Annotated in this window: 16 protein-coding genes, 2 pseudogenes and 2 riboswitches; of the genes and pseudogenes, 12 read left to right on the forward strand and 6 right to left on the reverse strand. The window is 41.1% G+C overall.

Annotated features, from left to right (window positions below; genetic code table 11):
* From IEW76_RS05575 to IEW76_RS05585, 3 genes are read left to right on the forward strand one after another with little or no spacing between them, the layout of a single operon-like run.
* Window positions 1–3,360, forward strand: coding sequence for a phage tail spike protein (locus IEW76_RS05575; protein WP_188651652.1), 3,360 nt, complete (start codon window positions 1–3; stop codon window positions 3,358–3,360).
* 39 nt (window positions 3,361–3,399) lie between these two features.
* Window positions 3,400–3,852, forward strand: a complete 453-nt coding sequence (locus IEW76_RS05580) for a phage holin family protein (RefSeq protein ID WP_188651654.1) — start codon at window positions 3,400–3,402, stop codon at window positions 3,850–3,852.
* A gap of 2 nt (window positions 3,853–3,854) precedes the next feature.
* Window positions 3,855–4,736, forward strand: coding sequence for a peptidoglycan-binding protein (locus tag IEW76_RS05585; protein ID WP_229721133.1), 882 nt, complete (start codon window positions 3,855–3,857; stop codon window positions 4,734–4,736).
* Between the two features lie 52 nt (window positions 4,737–4,788).
* Here the strand turns inward: IEW76_RS05585 and IEW76_RS05590 are convergent, their stop codons facing one another.
* A complete protein-coding gene (locus IEW76_RS05590) occupies window positions 4,789–4,992 on the reverse strand; it encodes a hypothetical protein (RefSeq protein WP_188651655.1) in 204 nt (67 codons plus the stop codon).
* A 209-nt stretch (window positions 4,993–5,201) separates the two neighbouring features.
* On the opposite strand from IEW76_RS05590, the gene IEW76_RS05595 reads away from it, so the two are divergent.
* On the forward strand, window positions 5,202–5,864 hold the full coding sequence (locus IEW76_RS05595; RefSeq protein WP_188651657.1) for a hypothetical protein: 663 nt from the start codon (window positions 5,202–5,204) through the stop codon (window positions 5,862–5,864).
* Between the two features lie 31 nt (window positions 5,865–5,895).
* Here the strand turns inward: IEW76_RS05595 and IEW76_RS05600 are convergent, their stop codons facing one another.
* Window positions 5,896–6,663, reverse strand: a complete 768-nt coding sequence (locus IEW76_RS05600) for an ATPase, T2SS/T4P/T4SS family (RefSeq protein ID WP_188651659.1) — start codon at window positions 6,661–6,663, stop codon at window positions 5,896–5,898.
* A gap of 292 nt (window positions 6,664–6,955) precedes the next feature.
* On the opposite strand from IEW76_RS05600, the gene IEW76_RS05605 reads away from it, so the two are divergent.
* From IEW76_RS05605 to IEW76_RS05615, 3 genes are read left to right on the forward strand one after another with little or no spacing between them, the layout of a single operon-like run.
* Window positions 6,956–7,162, forward strand: a complete 207-nt coding sequence (locus IEW76_RS05605) for a hypothetical protein (protein WP_036782098.1) — start codon at window positions 6,956–6,958, stop codon at window positions 7,160–7,162.
* 12 nt (window positions 7,163–7,174) lie between these two features.
* A complete protein-coding gene (locus IEW76_RS05610) occupies window positions 7,175–7,669 on the forward strand; it encodes a shikimate kinase (RefSeq protein WP_188651661.1) in 495 nt (164 codons plus the stop codon).
* A gap of 49 nt (window positions 7,670–7,718) precedes the next feature.
* Window positions 7,719–7,898 carry a YqzE family protein gene (locus IEW76_RS05615; RefSeq protein WP_188651663.1) on the forward strand — a complete coding sequence of 60 codons (180 nt, stop codon included), beginning with the start codon at window positions 7,719–7,721 and terminating at the stop codon, window positions 7,896–7,898.
* A 118-nt stretch (window positions 7,899–8,016) separates the two neighbouring features.
* On the opposite strand, the gene IEW76_RS05620 is transcribed toward IEW76_RS05615, so the two are convergent.
* A complete protein-coding gene (locus IEW76_RS05620; protein ID WP_188651665.1) occupies window positions 8,017–8,871 on the reverse strand; it encodes a YqhG family protein in 855 nt (284 codons plus the stop codon).
* A complete protein-coding gene (locus IEW76_RS05625; protein ID WP_188651667.1) occupies window positions 8,849–10,522 on the reverse strand; it encodes a DEAD/DEAH box helicase in 1,674 nt (557 codons plus the stop codon). Before IEW76_RS05625 ends, IEW76_RS05620 begins: the two co-directional genes overlap by 23 nt.
* Window positions 10,523–10,670: 148 nt before the next feature.
* Window positions 10,671–10,763: riboswitch (glycine riboswitch) on the forward strand.
* Window positions 10,764–10,766: 3 nt separating this feature from the next.
* A riboswitch (glycine riboswitch) is annotated at window positions 10,767–10,847 on the forward strand.
* Window positions 10,848–10,944: 97 nt separating this feature from the next.
* On the opposite strand from IEW76_RS05625, the gene gcvT reads away from it, so the two are divergent.
* The 3 genes from gcvT to gcvPB are packed head-to-tail and all read left to right on the forward strand — an operon-like array spanning window position 10,945 to window position 14,861.
* Entirely contained in the window at window positions 10,945–12,045 is a 1,101-nt protein-coding gene (gcvT, locus tag IEW76_RS05630; RefSeq protein WP_188651669.1) for a glycine cleavage system aminomethyltransferase GcvT, read from the forward strand.
* A gap of 25 nt (window positions 12,046–12,070) precedes the next feature.
* A complete protein-coding gene (gene gcvPA / locus IEW76_RS05635) occupies window positions 12,071–13,417 on the forward strand; it encodes an aminomethyl-transferring glycine dehydrogenase subunit GcvPA (RefSeq protein WP_188651671.1) in 1,347 nt (448 codons plus the stop codon).
* Window positions 13,410–14,861 carry an aminomethyl-transferring glycine dehydrogenase subunit GcvPB gene (gcvPB, locus tag IEW76_RS05640; RefSeq protein WP_188651673.1) on the forward strand — a complete coding sequence of 484 codons (1,452 nt, stop codon included), beginning with the start codon at window positions 13,410–13,412 and terminating at the stop codon, window positions 14,859–14,861. Before gcvPA ends, gcvPB begins: the two co-directional genes overlap by 8 nt.
* 71 nt (window positions 14,862–14,932) lie before the next feature.
* Here the strand turns inward: gcvPB and IEW76_RS05645 are convergent, their stop codons facing one another.
* Window positions 14,933–15,313, reverse strand: coding sequence for a rhodanese-like domain-containing protein (locus IEW76_RS05645; RefSeq protein WP_188651675.1), 381 nt, complete (start codon window positions 15,311–15,313; stop codon window positions 14,933–14,935).
* A gap of 678 nt (window positions 15,314–15,991) precedes the next feature.
* On the opposite strand from IEW76_RS05645, the pseudogene IEW76_RS05650 reads away from it, so the two are divergent.
* Window positions 15,992–17,428 (forward strand): annotated as a pseudogene (locus tag IEW76_RS05650) (vitamin B12-dependent ribonucleotide reductase); the annotation flags it as partial.
* A gap of 250 nt (window positions 17,429–17,678) precedes the next feature.
* Window positions 17,679–18,794, forward strand: a pseudogene (locus tag IEW76_RS05655) (ribonucleotide reductase barrel domain-containing protein); the annotation flags it as partial.
* A 467-nt stretch (window positions 18,795–19,261) separates the two neighbouring features.
* On the opposite strand, the gene IEW76_RS05660 reads toward IEW76_RS05655, so the two are convergent.
* The gene (locus IEW76_RS05660; RefSeq protein ID WP_373285995.1) at window positions 19,262–19,351 is read right to left on the reverse strand and encodes an IS3 family transposase; all 90 of its coding nucleotides are present in this window, start codon (window positions 19,349–19,351) and stop codon (window positions 19,262–19,264) included.
* Window positions 19,352–19,355 lie beyond the last annotated feature (4 nt).

Here is a 19,355-nt window from a genome sequence, read left to right on the forward strand (position 1 = left end):
ATGGAGGCTCCTATTTTTATTGGAGATGAGTTTATGCCATTAACGCAACATGCCGGAATGTATTTAGGTTGGTCAGATCAATCTATTAAAGACAGGTCAGAGTATCGTGGTCCTAAAAGCCTTTTTATTTTCGGACGTGATGAGGTACTTCAAGCGGAGATTGCAATTACTGAACTAATGGAAGATGAACATAATGAGAAGATCGAGAACGGACAGAGCACTTACAAGTTTGCTATTAGTTCCAGAAACGAAAAGGCTGCTTATATTGAAAAAGAAGGCATGGTTGTTTTTAAAGATTTAGATGGTTATTTCATGGAATTTCGTATTAAAGAAGTAGAAACGATTGATAACGTAACAACGGTCTATACAGAGGGATCACACATTGAACTGCTTAATGACTACGTTAGACCTGTGCATTACGACAAGTATACTGCAAAACAACTGTTAGATGCTTTGCTAGCTGGCCAACGTTGGCAAAGCGGAATTGTTGAATCAACGAATTATAGGACAAAGGATATTAAAGATTATCCAACGGTTTTGAACTCCATCCATACTACACGTAAAGAATTCGATTTAGAAGTAAGATTCAGAGTAGAACTGAATGAAAGAGGCTCCAAAGTGGCTGCTCGCTATGTCGATTGGGTTGAAAGAAGAGGAAGCAGAACAGGGCGTTCTTTTGAATATGGAAAAGACATATTGGGCTTTAAAAGGGTTAGCGACACAAGGGACATGGTGACAGCTCTTATCGGCCTTGGGTCTACTGATGAAAACGAAGAACACATGACATTCAAAAACGTTGAGTGGTCCACATTAGATGGTGATCCCGTGGACAAGCCATTAGGTCAAGATTGGGTGGGAGACCCCAAGGCTTTGCTTGAATGGGGTTTACGACAAAGTGACGGCACAAGGAAGCACATATTTGGCAAGCATGAATCACAAGCTGATACACCTGAATCGATGTTACAGCACACATGGGAAGCCCTTAGAAGAAAAATAGGCGGATCGCTCACTTATGAAATCGATGTGCTACTTTTGGAGAGGTTATGTGGCTACTCTCATGAGAAGGTTAGGCTAGGGGACTATAACGGGATTAAAAACCTTGACTTTGTACCTCAGATATTAATGGAAGTCCGGATCATCGATATTACTAGGTCCTATGTACATCCCACAAGAGATAAGGCGGTTTTAGGTGATTACAGGGAGATACAACAGCCTACTTATAAAATGATTCAAGACCTGCAGTCTGAACTATTTCGTAAAGAGGGGTTAATCAACAGTAAGTCGAGAATAGTGCGAAGCGATAACTCTCCAGAAGATCATAGCTTGACTTGGATTGATACTTCAGCAACACCTAACATCGTAAAGTCATGGGATGAAAGTACATCTCAATGGATTAAGGCAACCCCTACAACTGCGTTGGAAGTGGGTGCTGAGACAGAAGTACATCGATCGGTACTACCTCCTGAAGACAATAGCAAGCTTTGGTTAGACGTTACAGATGTACCTAATGTGTTAAAGCGTTGGGATGATGAAAACACAAAATGGGTTAAGGTTACACCAACGGATGGCAGCGAGATTAAGTATGCTGATGGAGTTACGCTCGAAGATTTAAAGCCATCTGTAAGAGGTGCAGATGTCACAAGTCAAAATACAGCTGCAGATACCAATAAAGTTGGGGGTACCGATGCCAATACCGTCCGAGATAATGCAGCAGCTGGTAAAACTGCAAACAATACGGTCCAGATTAATAAAGCATTGTGGGATCGTGGGGGCTATATAAACGAAGATGGTACTTTTGATACCGACAAGCTAGCTGGGGACATTGATACTGCTGTTAACTCAATAGGGGATAGCTCTTATTTTTATTGGTCAAATGGTACGCTTAATGCGATTGATCCAGAAGACGGTAATAACATGCTACAAATAAACTCTAAGGGTATTCGGATATCTACAGATGGTGGTGTGAATTGGGATACTGCTGTAACGGGAGCTGCTGGTATAAACGCAGATCTTATCAAGGTTGGGTTTATGCTATTCGATCGATTAAAAGGTGGAACGCTAACTCTTGGTGGCAGCAATAACGTAAATGGAAAATTACTCATCTTGAATGCAAAAGGGGAAGCAGTAGGAGATCTGGGACACGGAACAAACGGTTTTGGTCATCTAATCGTAGGTCGTTTGGAAGCCGAAAACGTTATTGCTAAATCAACTAAGTCTCTATATTTCTATATAAGTAGTGCTAGCAAGGCCTCTGACGGGAATACAGGGAGTGGTTTTGATAATCCGATTCGTTCGTTTGCTGAAGCGATTAGGAGGATGCCAAAGCATTTAGATCACAATTGTTACATTTATGTAGAAGATGGTTCAGAAATTCGAGAGGATATTTCCTTTAGAGGCTATTCAGGCTCTGGGAAAATATTCATTGAATTTAACTCTTCTTCTTTATACGGGACAATTGGTTTTTATAGCTGTACAACTCCTGGTTTTATTAACTTAAATAGTCCGCAAACAATTATCATAACGAACGGACAATTTCCTCTTGTTTGTTCAAATTCAGTAGTAGATGCACGAAGCATAGTTTCCAAAGGGAGCAACATCGACGCTAATTTTTTCGCAATTGAGGGAGGTGCGTTGTATTTAAGAGATTGCGAAGGGTATGACTCAAACGCGGAAGTCATACGTGTACACAAGTTAGCTCATGTATTTGCGCGTGATGTTGTGGGGTTAGGTGGCCGTTACGGCACTCTAATTTATGACGGGGGCCGCGCAACCATCACAGGGAAAGGCCCGAGAGGAAATAGTTTAGATACGAGATCTTGGGATGGTACGAGCGTTGAAGGTGATCCTACGTTTGATGCGGGAGATGCCACACCACCTCCCCCACCTGAGACAACAGAGAAGTGGTCTGCTTTATCAGCTGATAACTGGTCTACACGTAATTATTGGAGTGGCGACGGTGTAAAGCAAGGGAACTGGGGATATGGCCGAAGAACAGGTTACTGGTACTTCGGATCGGCTCCTTCTAACACACTTGCCGGTAAAAATATAAAAGACATGAAGGTTACTATAAAACGATCAGAAGATGGTGGTGCATCTGTCCCTGTTACGATTTATCTGAGATGGCATACCTACACAAGTAAGCCAGGGGGACAACCTTCTGATCTTAACCTATCTTCTGAATACACTACCGTCGATTTAAAGCGTAACCAGGAAGCAACAGTCACACTCCCATCTAGCTTTTTCAGTCACTTCGAAAACGGCACAGCTAAAGGGGTTGGTGTATATGTAGCTTCTGACAGCACATCAAATTATGCAGTATTGGATTCAGATTGCGAGCTCATCGTGACATATGAGGGCTAAGCGATCTTTTTTTATGCTTTAAAAAAGAGGAGGACAAGAATGGATATGATGATTAACTCTGCAAAAGGGGTGACGGCAACGTTATCTATAGTCTTATCTTATCTTTATGGAGAATGGAGCGTCCTTTTAGGGGCGCTTATTTGTTTTGTCACGTTTGATTATGTAAGTGGAATTATGGCTGCATGGCACCAAGGTAAACTGAATGCCCAAGTTGGTTTCTGGGGGATCCCGAAAAAAGTAATGATCTTCGGGATGGTAGCCATTGCTCATGTAATTGACAAGGTTTATCTAGACCAGATTGGCGAACCTTTGGCTCTTGGTGAATTTAAGGTAAGCGTTATGGCTGCAACAGTTTTGTATTACTTGGTAAATGAATTTGTGAGCATTACTGAGAACCTAGGAAAAATGGGTATGCCAGTACCTTTGCCGTTAAAGAAGGCAATAGAAGCCTTTAAGGACAGTAGTTATTCAGATAAAAATAAGGGGGCATAAAAATGAGGGTATCATTACAAACACTAATAGATCGGTCAGTTAGAAATATGGGTGATGTGCATCCGACTGTAAGGCAAAAGGCAATCTATCTTATCCAGCAAGCATACGCAGAAGGAATTAATGTGCAAATTAGTTCTGGTCATCGTTCTCGCGAACATCAGCAAAGGTTATTTGAGCAAGGACGCACAACATCCGGTAATATTGTAACTAATGCTAAAGCAGGTCAATCAGTCCACAATTATGGATTAGCGATTGATTACTTCTTAACATCAGAAGATGGCGAAGAATCAGTATGGACTATCAATAGCGATTGGAAGCGCGTGGCTGCTATCGCTAAGTCGATGGGTTTCTCCTGGGGAGGGGATTGGTCCTCTTTCAAAGACTACCCTCATCTAGAGTTAACAGACGGATTAACGTGGAAAGATCTATCCCAAGGAAAACGACCTACTCATTTGCTCACTAGTTATCTTGAAAAGGGTAATAGTGGTGCAGAGGTTAAAGCCCTCCAAGAACGGTTGAATGAGTTAGGATATGATATCGGAGATTTTGGCGCAGATGGGGCTTTTGGAGAAGATACTGAACGAGCCCTTAAAGAATTCCAACAGGATCACGATCTAGAGGTAGACGGAATCTATGGAGATAACACCAAGGAACAGATAGACAAGGCACACTCTAAAACCGTTCGGATCAAGACGGGTGGGTTAGGTGACAAAGCTTTAAACGAGGTGTCCGAGTATTTCAAGGCAAAAGGCTGGTGGGCTCAAGTTAAATTCTCAGGCAAGAAAAACCCTACAGCAACCACGGGTGGTTTAAGCTATAAACGTCGTATTGATTTTGAGAAGTGGCTGATTGATCGAGACTGGTGGTATAAAGTAATCAAGTAGTTTATAGGGCCTCAACCAAATTAGGGTTGAGGCCCTATTTTATTTATGTTCGTTAATTCGCTTCAAATAAGTCACATAGATATTTTAAATCGCTCTTTTCATCAAGCTCTGTGTAACCATCTACATGCTTAGACCTACGTAGTATTTCATCCATCCCATATTTAAGCACAGGGTTGCCCATCGGTTCATAAAAATATTTTTGATTATCCTTCACAAAGTTAATGTATTCTCTAAATGATACTGCTGGTGATTTCATATGTAATAGCACCTCCTTTTGTAAGATAAATTCTTCAACGAAAACTTTTCCCCTCTTTATATTGGGAGATTTTACAGTTTTTAAATTTCTGCACGCATATCCGTATTTTTACATAATTAATATAAGCCATCTTACGAGGAAAAAGTTTACACATTTATAATACCTTAGTTATACTTTTAGTAATAAAGCTAATGGGGAGGAAGTTATTAGTGCAATTAGAAAATTTAAAAGAGAAGAAATGGGTTATTCCTACTGTCTTAATTACAGGGTTTTTATTTGCTTTAATTGTTGGGGGCTACATAGGGCAATCTGCACTAGAGGTTGAAGCTAATGATGAGGTTATAAAATATGAAAAATTAACTTCAGAAATTAGTGATCTTGAGAAAAAGAGGAATGAACTAACGTCTGTAAAAGGTGAGCTTATAGAGGCGGATAAAGACTTAAAAGAAAAACAATCTGAATGGGAAGAGTATGAAGAGAAGTATAAAGAACTCAGGGATTTAGAACTAAAAAAAGATCAAATGATAAGTAAGAAGAATTCAGCGGAAGAAGAGCTGCGATCAATATCGAAAAATATTGAGGCAAGAAGTAAAGAGTTGGAAAAGATAGAAACTGGTATTGTCAAAGCAGAAAGTGAGCCCATCGTTTTAGGAGCCGGTCACTATTCCATTGGTAAGGATCTACCACCAGGAAGGTACGAAGCATCTTCAGTAAGTGGATCAGGTAATATGTTTGTCGACTCTGAAGTTTATGAAAGAGACATTGGGGTTACACTCGGCGGAAGCTATGGCGAGCCCTCCTATGTATTTCAAGCTGTAAGTGGTGATTCATTAAGGTTAGGAACGAGTGTGAAATTTACTCCAATACAATAAAGATTCCATCTTCGGGACAGGGTGTTATTAATCATCCTGCCCCTTTTATATTGTTAGGAAAGATTAAGAATTTATTTAAACTACCTATTAAGATAACCGGATGACCTGTGTGCGCAGCGTGAAAGGCAAATTGAGCCGTCTTCTCATCCCTGATCTCGCCGAGCATTAAGATATCTGGGTCATGCCGAAGGGCAGCCTTAAGACCGGCGTAGTAATCCATACCTGCTTTCTCGTTTACTTGTACTTGGAGAATATCGTGAAGCCTTTGTTCAATAGGATCTTCTAGTGTGATGGTCTGGTACGACTGTTCTTTTAATAATGTTTGCAGTAACGCATAGAGGGTTGTCGTTTTTCCGCTTCCCGTCGGGCCTGTAAATAGGATGATTCCTGTATGTCGGCCGATCCATTTCCTTAGTTGATTTGTTTGAGTTGGAAATAAAAAAAGGGATTCAAGTGGAAGATCTTCCTTCTGAGGAAGAATGCGAATGGCGAGGCTTTCGGTTTCTTCAAGAGGCAAGGTTGAAAGGCGCAAATCATACGAGTGGGTCCCGCTCACATACTGAGATTTCCCGTCTTGTGGCGTGAGGGTTTCTCCAATGTCCATACCTGATGTGAACTTAAAGTAAGAAAGAAGCGGTGTGTACTGCTGTCGGGTGAGGGATGAGGAAAAGGTGCGGTAGCCATCGATTCGAAAATAAATATGAACCGAATCACCTTCTGGACAAAAGTGAATATCAGAGGAACGCTGTGTGGTGGCTTTAGTTAAAATGTCTTCAGACTGCTGGGTGACAAAATTCAATCCATGAAACACCTCCTATTGTGGTTTGGTTAAGGTTTCGACAAGTTAAGAGGAATTCCTTCTTTTTTCTAATTATTTTTTTAAGATCTGTTAATATCAACATTTAATGGTGATATGAATTGCAAGGTTGCCACATACTGCATGTTTTTGTTTTACCACCTTACGCTCGATTTAAGCAAACGGAAACATTCTCTCAATTTCAAGACACGATGGGACGATGAACCTGTCCCCCGTGGCTCTCATGGCTCTTGCTGTGATAAGATGAATAAAACGGCAAAAGGAGTGGATGATTTTGGATCGAGAAGTTTTGCATGAACGAGTGTATGCTTTGAAGTTTGCATTAGAGCAAGGTGGCGTTGATCTTGGGGATGCTCAACATGAAATTTTAAAAGACCTTATGCAAGTGAAAACAGAGAAAGACGGCATGGTTGACCCTGATTCTGTGTCTCCTAGACTCATGACATTGATTCAGGCTACATTAGACCAGCCTCTACACTAAGGAGGTAAGGGATTGAAAAACATCTATTTGATTGGATTTATGGGGAGCGGTAAATCCAGTGTTGGAAAACGACTGGCTGAACGACTTCAGATGCCTTTTATTGATTTAGATCAGTTCATTGAGGAAAGGAATGAAAAAAGCATACCAGATATTTTTGCTGAAGGTGGGGAAGCTTCTTTCCGTAAGTATGAAGCAGAAGCTTTAAGCGCAGTGAAAAATAAAGATGCTGTTATAGCTACTGGTGGGGGAATTATTGAAACCAATGATAATCAGACTGTGATGGAAAACTCCGGTAGTATTGTATATTTACATACTGATTTCGATTCGATTATAGAACGTCTTCAAGATGATCCGAATCGACCGCTTTGGAATCAAGATCATAAAAAAAGGCATGCTTTGTTTGAAAAGCGACTGCCTACTTATAAAGAATGGGCTGATGTGACGGTTAACACAACTGATCGGACTGTGGATGAAATAGTTGTTCAAGTAGTGGACGTTATAAAATAAGAGGTTTTTGGACATACTACTCATGTACACCTAATGTGAGGTGAGGACTATGTCTGGAAATGACTATGTGAAATTTATGACGCAAGAAATTGTGAAGTATATGGATCTACCTGAAGATGAACGAAAGAAACGAAAAGAACAAAAGAAGCAGCAAGAAGCTATAAGTTCTAAATGGTTTGGAATGTTGCCTTTTGCTTTGAAGTTTATGTTTAAAAAGCATGTTAAATAATATCCATTCCATAGTAGTATAAGTCGCGTGTTCTTCATTAGATCATGCGACTTTTTTGTGTTTTGAAGCACCAGAATATATTGGTAAAAGCAGCGTCTAAATACTTTAGACGCTACTTTTAGTTATTTAGGTGGTCTGTAATCAGTTTTGAAGAGGTGGACTGACTAATATAAATCATTCCTGCATTAATTACGTCCAATTCAATTTTAGGTTCATATCGTTTTTGCAGAGCACTTTGCTCTCGCTCGAGCCTCTCGAGTGCTTCGGCTTTATGCTCGAAAGCTTCCTCTTCATCATCTTCAGATTGAACATCATTTTTATAAAAGTGCTCTAATAATTGTTTTTCTTCTTCTAACAACCGTAATGCATCTTCGCCCCAAGAAAGGTCCTGTTTCGTAACGTTCCCATGTATATAGGCTTCAATCCGTTTTAATGCACTTGGTAGCTTAATAATGGGTGTTAACGTAAAGCAGTAGTCTGTAATCTTAGGGGAAAGGGAGATCGAGCCTAAACGGTCCATGAAATGCGGTATAATACTTCCGTTGATCAACTGAAGACCTAATGAGACGATTTCCTGTCGTTTTTGAGTCCCTTTATAATTGATCGATGCATTCAGGATAAGCCATGGAGTGAGGCTTGTTTGTTGGTTCGTCTCTACTTGTTCATATTGCCTTGTGAGTTGTCCTTTTTTTCGAAGCATCTGAAACATCTGGTGAACACGAGGGGAGCCAAAGTGAAGCCATTCCCCTTTTTCTTCACGGCGGTTTGGGTTCGTAATAAAAGTGACTTGCATAGGGATCCCTCTTCCATTCACCCTCTTTACATAATTCCAGTAAAACGGTCGGTTCATCAGCACCTCATCTTGCTCTTCTGTTAACTGAACTTTCATAACGCCATCACGGTCTTCTAGAATCGAGCATTCATTGGCGGTGAAATAGCGGTGTAAGAAACTATGAAGCGCCTGTTGTTCCATCCATTTCCACCTCCTGATCTTCTTCTTCCATTGCGTACGCAATAACGGAAGATAAGTTATTGAGCTTAACTTTCATTTCCCCGTCTGAAGCAGACTCCGTAAAAATCGATTGAATTTCATCTTCTAAATTATCAAGCTCTAGCTTTTGCAAGATGGCATCTAAATTCCCGACGACTCTTTGGAAGAGATGGATTTTCTCATAAAGAAGAGAAAGAACGTGTTCTTCAATTGTGTCTCGAATCGCAAAGTTGTAAATATTAACGTCTTCTTTCTGTCCAAACCGATGGATTCGTCCGATTCGTTGTTCGAGGCGCATCGGATTCCAAGGTAAGTCGTAGTTAATCATATTGTTACAGAACTGCAAGTTAATTCCTTCGCCTCCAGCTTCTGTAGCTATTAGAACCTGAGCGTGGTTTTGGAAGAGGTGTTTCATCCAATCCTTTTTACTTCTCTTGAAGCCACCCCTAAATGGAACGGATGTAATGCCGTGCTGTTGCAAATACCACTGAAGATAGTACTGAGAAGCTCTATACTCCGTGAAAATAATGAATTTTTGATCCGTCTTCGAGATTAAGTCAACGACTTTTTGAGCTTTCGCGTGATGAGGCATTTTCTCGATGTAGCCAATCATCTCTTGTAGTTGTTCGGCTCTTGAAGGATGGATCTCTTCATTCTTCAACATACTCTGAATAGAAAGGAAACACGCTTCACGGCTTGAGCATAATTCTCTCAAAAGAACGATGTTGGAAAAAGCCATCCCTCCACTTGTAACTTCAGACAGCTTTTTATAAGCGTTCTTTTCTTCTTCTGTGAAATCAATGTAGACGGTTTCTACGTTACGCTTTGTCCAGTCCACACCTGTTTCATCTCGGCGGTTACGGACCATGACTTTCTTGACTAATTCTTTTAGGTGTTCATCATTTGAGAGCTGGTTTCGATTTCTTCCAAAGCGTTTTGTGAAGTCTTCATAGTTCCCTAAGTGACCTGGTTTTAAAATAGACACTAAATTAAAAATATCAACCAAGTGGTTCTGCACCGGAGTGGCCGTAAGAAGAAGGCAGTATTTCTTTTTTAGTGATCGGACGAAGGCGTAGTTTTTCGTTTTATGGTTTTTTAATTTATGAGCCTCATCGATGATAATGAGGTCATATTCTGTTTCTAAGATTTTCTCCCGGTGTGGAGGTCGTTTAGCTGTATCAATAGAAGATACGACAACATCATAGTCCCAGATCGCGGACTTCCTTTGAGCTGCTGCAGGGATATAGAACTTCTGGTTCATTTCTTGTACCCACTGATTGACGAGAGAGGCTGGGGCTAGTATGAGTACTTTTTTTACAAGTCCACGAATCATGTATTCTTTTAAAATTAATCCTGCTTCTATCGTTTTACCAAGACCTACTTCGTCTGCTAGGATTGCACGTCCGCTCATTTCTTCCACCACTTGTTCAGCACAATTTAATTGGTGAGGAAGAAAGTCGACGTGAGGTAAGTATTTAGGTGATTGTAGCCCTTTAAATTCAGGTGTTGCAACATGCTTTGATGTTTCATAAGCCATCTGGAACAATTCCCATGAAGCAAAAGGGCCTTCTGACTGTAAGTTTGTTGCGACTATTGGATCAATAGATGTATTGATCTGTATAGATGGATTCATGCGTAACCCTACCTTTAAAAGCAATAAATTTTTGTGCACAGTGCAAAAACCGTGTGATATAATGACAGTGAATTTGTAAACTAGTGTTTACTATTCCGTAACGTTTATGAATTAGTATGAACCATTTATGAAAATATTATGATCGCGAATGATTACAAGAGGAGAGACCGCAGTAACTTGGCGGCGCCGAAGGAGCAAACAGTGATGTGAATCTCTCAGGCAAAAAGACTCTTGTAGGACGCACCTCTGGAGAGTGCCTACGTAAGGCCACCCAAGAAGAAAGCAGCCAAGATCTACTGCGAAACTTTCTGGTTAACGGACAGGGAATGACACAAGAAATGTGGATTCTCTGTTTTTTTATGTTTAATTTTCAGAAAAATAGCGCAAGTTCGAACGATTATGTACATAGGGGGATATTTAAAATGGCTGATTTAAAACGTACACCACTCCACCCTCATTATGGGGATTGGGGAGCAAAAACAGTAGACTTTGGAGGATGGGACCTGCCTGTTCAATTTACATCTATTAAAGAAGAACATCATGCAACACGAAATAGCGCAGGGTTATTTGATGTCTCTCATATGGGAGAAATTTTAGTAGAGGGACCAGAAAGTGAAGCTTATCTGCAAAAGATGCTCACGAATGATGTGACTAAATTAACACCTAACCGGGCGCAATATACGTTTCTTTGCTATGAAAACGGAGGGACGGTTGATGATCTGATTGTCTATAAGTTGAAGGAGCAATCCTATTTGCTTGTAGTGAATGCAGCGAATACAGACAAGGATTTCAATTGGCTAAAGGAAAATTTAACAGAAAATGCTACCCTCGATAACGTCTCCGACCAGTATGTCCAACTTGCTATTCAAGGACCGAAGGCTGAAGCGGTTTTACAACGTTTAACGGATCAAGATCTTTCTGAAATCAAATTCTTCCGATTCTTGCAAGATGTCTCCTTTAGTGGTGTTGAACATGCAGCGCTTGTTTCTCGTACGGGTTATACAGGAGAAGATGGATTTGAGATTTATATTCATCCAGATGCTGGGGGAGCGCTTTGGAGAGCCATTCTTACTGAAGGCGAGAAGGATGGTGTACTTCCTGTTGGTCTTGGAGCAAGGGACACGCTTCGTTTTGAAGCAAAGCTTCCTTTATATGGGCAGGAACTAAGTGCAGATATTACGCCAATTGAAGCTGGACTTGGATTTGCTGTCAAAGTGGATAAAGAAGGTGACTTTATTGGTAAGCCTGTTCTTAAGAAACAAAAAGAAGAAGGAACAGAGCGCAAACTGGTAGGTCTTGAAATGATCGATAAAGGGATTCCGCGCCACGGTTATAAAGTACTTGATGGCGATAAGGAAATTGGTTTTGTTACCACGGGTACACAGTCTCCGACATTAGAGAAAAATATAGGCCTTGCCGTTGTTCCTAATCAATATACGGACCCTGATACCGAACTTCTCGTTCAGGTTCGTAAAAGATTGTTGAAAGCTAAAGTAATACCAACACCATTTTATAAGCGGTAAGGATAAGGAAGAGGGAGGTTTTACAATGACATTTCGATATTTACCTATGACCGATCATGATAAACGATCTATGTTAAACAGTATTGGCGTTGAATCAACAGATGTTTTATTTAGTGATATCCCTGAGAAGGTTCGTTTCAAAGGAGATTTAAACATAAAGCCTAGCGCAAGTGAGCCAGAGTTAATGAAAGAATTGGCTCAACTAGCTGGAGAAAACATTAACACGAAAGACTATACATCTTTTCTAGGGGCAGGGGTTTATGATCATTACATTCCTTCCATTGTAGATCATGTACTGTCTCGTTCAGAATTCTATACAGCTTACACTCCTTATCAGCCAGAAATTTCTCAAGGAGAGCTACAAGCAATCTTTGAATTCCAGACGATGATATCTGAGCTAACAGGGATGGAAGTATCTAACTCTTCTATGTACGACGGGGGCACCTCACTTGCAGAGGCGGTGACGCTAAGCGCTGGGCAAACAAGAAAGAAAAAAGTTCTTGTATCTAAAGCCATTCACCCTCACTCTTTAGAAGTTATTCATTCTTATGCAATGGGACAAAACATTGAAGTGGTTGAGATCGAAGCAAGAGAGGGTTTGACAAACCTATCTATGTTAGCAGATGAGTTAGATGAAGAAACTGCTGGCGTCGTCATTCAATATCCGAACTTCTTCGGACAAATTGAGCCTTTAGAAGATGTACAAGAGATCTTAAAAGATTCAAAAGCAATGTTTATTGTTTCAAGTAATCCTCTAGCTCTCGGGTATCTCACACCACCTGGTGAATTTGGAGCGGATATTGTTGTAGGCGATACTCAAGTGTTCGGTATTCCTGCACAGTTTGGTGGACCGCACTGTGGTTACTTCGCTACGACCAAGAAACTAATGAGAAAAGTTCCAGGGCGTCTTGTAGGCCAAACACAAGATGAAGAAGGGCGAAGAGGCTTTGTGTTAACGTTGCAAGCTCGTGAACAACACATCAGAAGGGATAAAGCCACATCTAACATTTGTTCTAACCAAGCCTTGAATGCACTAGGTACATCTGTTGCCCTTAGTGCGCTTGGAAAGAACGGCATTAAAGAAATGGCCTATCAAAACATGCAAAAAGCCCGCTATGCGAAGAAAAAGTTCGAAGATGCTGGCTTCCAAGTGTTGTATTCAAATGCTTTCTTTAATGAATTTGTTCTGCAAGTTCAAGGTTCTGTAACGACACTTAATGAAAAGCTTCAAGAAAAAGGGATGATTGGTGGTCTTGACCTAGAAAGGGTTCATTCTGATTTAGGTGGCCATATGCTTGTAGCCGTGACCGAAATGCGTACAAAGGAAGAGATCGATCGATTTGTGAAGGAATTGGGGGATGTATATGCGTAACGAAGATTTTCCGCTCATCTTTGAACATAGTCAAGAAGGACGCGTAGGATTTAGTTTGCCTGATTTAGATGTACCAGAGGTAGACTTAGACATTGAAGTCCCATACGTCAGAAGCACGGATGCTGATTTGCCTGAAGTAAGTGAACTGCAGATTATGCGTCACTACACGGCTCTCTCCAAACGGAATCACGGTGTGGACTCAGGATTTTATCCACTAGGGTCTTGTACGATGAAGTACAACCCTAAAATGAATGAAGATGTAGCTCGTATGCCTGGATTTAGTCACATTCATCCTTTGCAAGCTCCTGAATCGGTTCAAGGGGCACTAGGTTTAATGTATGATCTTCAGACATCTCTTGAAGCCATTACAGGTATGGATCAAGTTACGCTGCAACCTGCTGCTGGAGCTCATGGTGAGTGGACAGGACTTATGATGATTCGTGCCTACCACGAAGCGAATGGGGACTATAATCGTACGAAAGTAATTGTACCTGACTCTGCGCATGGAACGAATCCTGCCTCTGCAACGGTAGCTGGTTTTGAAGCGGTAACGGTTAAATCGAATGAAAAAGGGCTTGTCGATTTAGATGACTTAAAACGTGTGGTTGATGAGAACACAGCTGCTCTTATGCTTACAAACCCAAATACACTCGGTTTATTTGAAGAAGAGATCTTAGAAATGGCCGAGATCATCCATGAAGCAGGCGGTAAACTTTATTATGACGGTGCCAACTTAAATGCTATCCTTGGATACGCTCGTCCAGGAGATATGGGATTTGATGTTGTCCACTTGAACTTACACAAAACATTTACTGGTCCTCATGGTGGGGGTGGTCCTGGTTCTGGTCCTGTCGGTGTAAAAAGTGACTTAGCTCCTTATCTGCCTAAGCCAATCGTAACAAAGGTTCAAGAACGTTATGTCTTTGATGATAACCGCCCCGATTCAATCGGACGTGTTAAGCCTTACTTTGGGAACTTCGGAATTAATGTTCGGGCTTATACGTACATCCGGACAATGGGGGCTAAAGGCTTAAAACAAGTAAGTGAATACGCTGTTTTAAATGCGAACTATATGATGAGAGAACTTGAAAAAGATTTTGATCTACCGTTTTCTCAGCATTGTAAACACGAATTCGTGCTATCAGGGAAGCGTCAGAAAAAGCTTGGCGTTAGAACACTTGATATGGCCAAACGTCTCCTTGATTTCGGCTATCATCCACCTACAATTTACTTCCCGTTAAACGTAGAAGAAGCAATGATGGTTGAACCAACGGAAACAGAAGCGAAGGAGACGCTAGATGAGTTTATTGAAGCAATGAGACAAATTCATCAGGAAGCTAAAGATAATCCTGAGATTGTTCAAGAAGCTCCACATACGACGATTGTAGGACGTATGGATGAAACAACTGCTGCTCGTAAGCCAGTTTTACGTTATCTGAAATAAATGCACAAAGAAAAGACTCCTCAATGTTGAGGAGTCTTTTTGAATAAGGAACCATTAAATCGCTCTTACTCTTAACTTGATTTAACTTTTCCATCCCATTTCTTAAATCCGCCCTGCAGCTGATTTAAGTCATTGTAGCCCTTCTTGTGAAGGAGAGAAGCGGCACGTGCAGCGCGTGATCCGTTCTGGCAGTATAAATAAACGGGTTTGTCAGGGCGAACTTCTTGTAAGCGTTGCTTCAATTGAGTAACGGGTATATTACGGGCCCCTAAAATGTGGCCTGATTTAAATTCGTTTGGTTCGCGTACATCAATTAATTGAGCTTTACGGTAACCTTGTCTGAATTCTTCAGAGGTTAATGTTTTCAAATAACGACGTTGAGCCATATACTTAATGACGCCATAGCCGATAATGACAACAAGTAAGCCAAGTAGTATCCATAATCCGGTCATTAATCTTCCCCCTATAGTCTATCTTCTTTCTCTATTATAGTTTGCTTTATAATAAGATTCAAAGTTTTTTTCTAAAGCTAGATTAGGTAGTGCTTTTAAAATTTCACATTGTCAGTATAACGTGTATGTCAAGCCTCCTGGATGATGGAGATCTCCTGCATATAAAATAAGCGAATGGAGTCATAGATCTATATCTAAGGGAAGAATAATGTCCATAAATAGATGAACAATTTTTTATTTAGATTTATTAAGAGGAGAAACTTATTGTTTTATTCATCGTAGAGATAGTAGTTGAAAGGGTTTGAAGATGAAGGGAAGTCTTGTTAAATAAATGAGGGATTATTTTTGTGAGAAATTATCCCGTGTGTGGGAAGGATCTAGACAGGTTAAGAAGGGCAATCTTGAAAAAAATACGTTCCATCCAAAAATGCATCTTTTCTCTTTATATTTCTTCTATTTGCTTCAAATCTTGGCGAATTTTGCGATTGACAATTTTTCTATCCATTGTTCAAAACACAATATATGGGTGTATCGAAAATGTCGAACACAATATATTGTTTGCTCACTCATTTTTGTGGTATGTTATATGTATTAGTTGAACGACGGGCTTTTAAGAGTTATCATCTAGATTATGTCGAGTTCAACCGACACTTTTTATGGTAGAGGAGAGGTATGCTCATGCAAACCGCAAATGAAACAATGAATCAAATCAACATAGAACAACTTAATAAAGATATCGGTTTATTTCCTCAAGTACATCCGGTAACCGAGGATATGAACATCACACATGCTGGTGTATCCCGTTTGGTGATGCTAGACCGTTATGCTTTTAAAGATACTGAGAAAGTTACGCTTACTAAAGGGGACTTTGTCGTACTTACTGTTAAAGACGACCCTAAATTCCCAGCTAGAGGATTAGGTTACATTGTCTCGATCGATTGGCAGCAGGCTAAAGCTGAAGTGAAAGTAGAGCCAGAATTCAGAAGCGTACTTGATAAACCAGAAGAAGTGGAAACAGGCATTATCAATCGTAAACTAGACGTTATTGATAAGCCTCTTGAGGTCTTCTATGAGCAGATCGCTAAGCGTAACGCAACTGGACTAGCTGCTGTTGAAACTGATGAAGCGAAAAGACAAGAATCGTTCCAACAGTTTTACAATGAGTTGTCTAACCTTAACTTCATTCCAGCAGGCCGTGTTTTATACGGAGCCGGTTCTGAAACGGATGTAACGTACTTCAACTGTTACGTCATGCCATTTATTCAAGACTCCCGTGAGGGCATTTCCGATCACCGCAAGCAGGTTATGGAGATTATGAGTCGCGGTGGCGGTGTTGGAACAAACGGTTCAACACTACGTCCTCGTAACGCACTTGCAAGAGGCGTAAACGGAAAATCATCAGGCTCTGTTTCTTGGTTAGATGATATTGCAAAACTGACCCACCTTGTCGAACAGGGCGGATCAAGACGTGGTGCTCAAATGATTATGTTAGCAGACTGGCACCCAGATATCGTGGAGTTCATCATCTCGAAGATGCAAAACCCACGTATCCTTCGCTTCTTGATTGAGAATGTAGATGATGAAGTCATCAAACAACAAGCGAAAGCCAAATTGAAATTTACTCCTCTATCCGCAACAGAGCGTGACATGTATCAAAGCATCGTCAATTATAAGAACGTAGAAGGAAGAGGTGGCTTTACAGATGCAGCCATCGCTGATGCACAAGAAAAACTAGATCTCGGTGGAAATTATGATGTACACAACTCTGAGTTCCTGACAGGTGCGAATATTTCTGTTTGTTTAACAAACGACTTTATGGACGCTGTTGAGAATGATGAAATGTATGATCTTCGTTTCCCGGATGTTGAAAGTTATACAAAAGAAGAAATGAAAGCGTACAATGAAGAATGGCACGAATCTGGTGACGTTCGCGAATGGGCGGATAAGGGATATAAAGTTCGCACGTATCGCCGTATGAAAGCAAAAGACCTGTGGAACTTAATCAATATCTGCGCTACCTATTCAGCGGAGCCAGGCATCTTCTTTATTGATAACGCCAACGATAAAACAAATGCAACAAGTTATGGACATAAGGTAGTGGCGACGAATCCATGTGGTAAAGTAGCATAGTTTGCCTCATGTAAATCATTGCGGGATAAAGCGGGAAGGCTGAGATGCTAATCCGAACCGAAGGCTAAAAGTAAAAATTTAGTCAGGGGCAACGCATAGGCGGTGAAACTGTTTATAGAATATAATCCGCCCACGAGACCGCAACATCACATAAAGCTGATGAAAATGTATGCTGAACTTACAGGAATTAAACTGTAAGAACTATTGGATAAAAAGCCGATAGGATAACAAATTGGAACAACCTCTTGCACCATATTCTGTCTGTAACCTTGCAGCCGTTAACCTTGCCTCTGTAGCGGATAAAGAAGCGAAAGTTGTAGACTTTGAAAAGTTAAAAAACACGGTTCAAACAGGCGTGCGTATGCAAGACAACGTGATCGATGCTACTCCGTATTTCCTTGAAGAAAACAAGAAGCAAGCTCTAGGTGAGCGCCGTATTGGCCTTGGAGTAATGGGACTGCACGATTTACTCATCTATACGGAAACGGCCTATGGCTCTGAAGAAGGGAATAAAGTAGTGGACGAGATCTTTGAAACGATCGCCACAACTGCTTACCGCACTTCCATTGAACTCGCAAAAGAAAAAGGAAGTTTCCCGTTCTTAGAAGGGCAAACAGAAGAAGAAACAAAAGAGCTTCGTATGAAGTTCATTAATACCGGATACATGCAAGGCATGCCTGAAGATATTCGCCAAGGTATACTAGACTACGGAATCCGTAACTCACACCTCTTAACTGTAGCTCCAACAGGATCTACGGGTACAATGGTAGGCGTATCTACAGGGCTTGAGCCATACTTCTCCTTCTCTTATTTCCGAAGCGGTCGCCTTGGTAAGTTTATTGAAGTGAAGGCTGAGATTTTAGAGGAGTATCTACGTGAACACCCTGAGCAAGATCCAAACAACTTGCCTGATTGGTTCGTAACGGCAATGGAACTTGAACCAGAATCTCATGCGGATGTGCAGTGTGTGATTCAACGCTGGGTGGATAGCTCTATTTCTAAAACGGTGAACGCTCCAAAAGGGTACTCGGTTGAACAAGTGGAACAAGTGTATCAGCGTCTGTACCGAGGAGGAGCAAAAGGTGGAACGGTCTATGTAGACGGAAGCCGTGACGCTCAAGTTCTTACCCTTAAAGCAGAGGACAACTCATTCGAAGAACAGCAAGAATTATTTGAAGAAGACCGTAAAGTCGTTCTAATGGATACAGTTCATGAACTAGATAAGACTGATGTAACCATCGGCTCTGAAGTCGGCAACACATGCCCAGTCTGTCGCGAAGGTAAAATCCAAGACGCCGGTGGCTGTAACACATGTACAAACTGTGGCGCTCAGCTGAAGTGTGGACTATAAGTAAGGGACATCATAAAGCGCGTGAGAGTATAAACTCTCAACGCGCTTTTTATATAGGTCTCTCTTTAATGATGGTAGTTGAGTGTTCCATATAAGTCACCTTTTTGGAAGGAAGGCTCAAATCTGAGAGAATGCTTCCGTTTCCAGGTTTGATCGTAAGGTGGTCTGAGAAATCACTCGCTTTCCACGGCGAGCTAGGTCCTCCACGCCAAAACTAGATGGGCTCTTACTGCCGCAAAAGGGCTCACAACTTCTCGGACAACCTTTGCCTTATTTAGAATGAACGGAAGCATAATGTATGTAGAAGCGTGGTTGTTTAATTACTCACCCCAATTGAGCTTCGGGGGCCGTTTTAAAATTTCGGTAAGGGGTGGCTTGGGAATGGGGAGACTCCTGCAGGAGAAAGAGGTCGACGAGACCCCGGAGCGAACGTAGTGCACTGAACCCACAATTTTGGTCATATGTATTTAAGCTGCAGTCTGGCCTTGTTCTCTATAGGTAACAGGGCTCTTTCCGCCAAGCTTCATTTTAATTCGCTTATGATTGTAATAATAGATATAC

The sequence above is a fragment of the Pontibacillus salipaludis genome, assembly GCF_014642405.1.
In the GTDB taxonomy this organism is placed as follows: domain Bacteria; phylum Bacillota; class Bacilli; order Bacillales; family BH030062; genus Pontibacillus; species Pontibacillus salipaludis.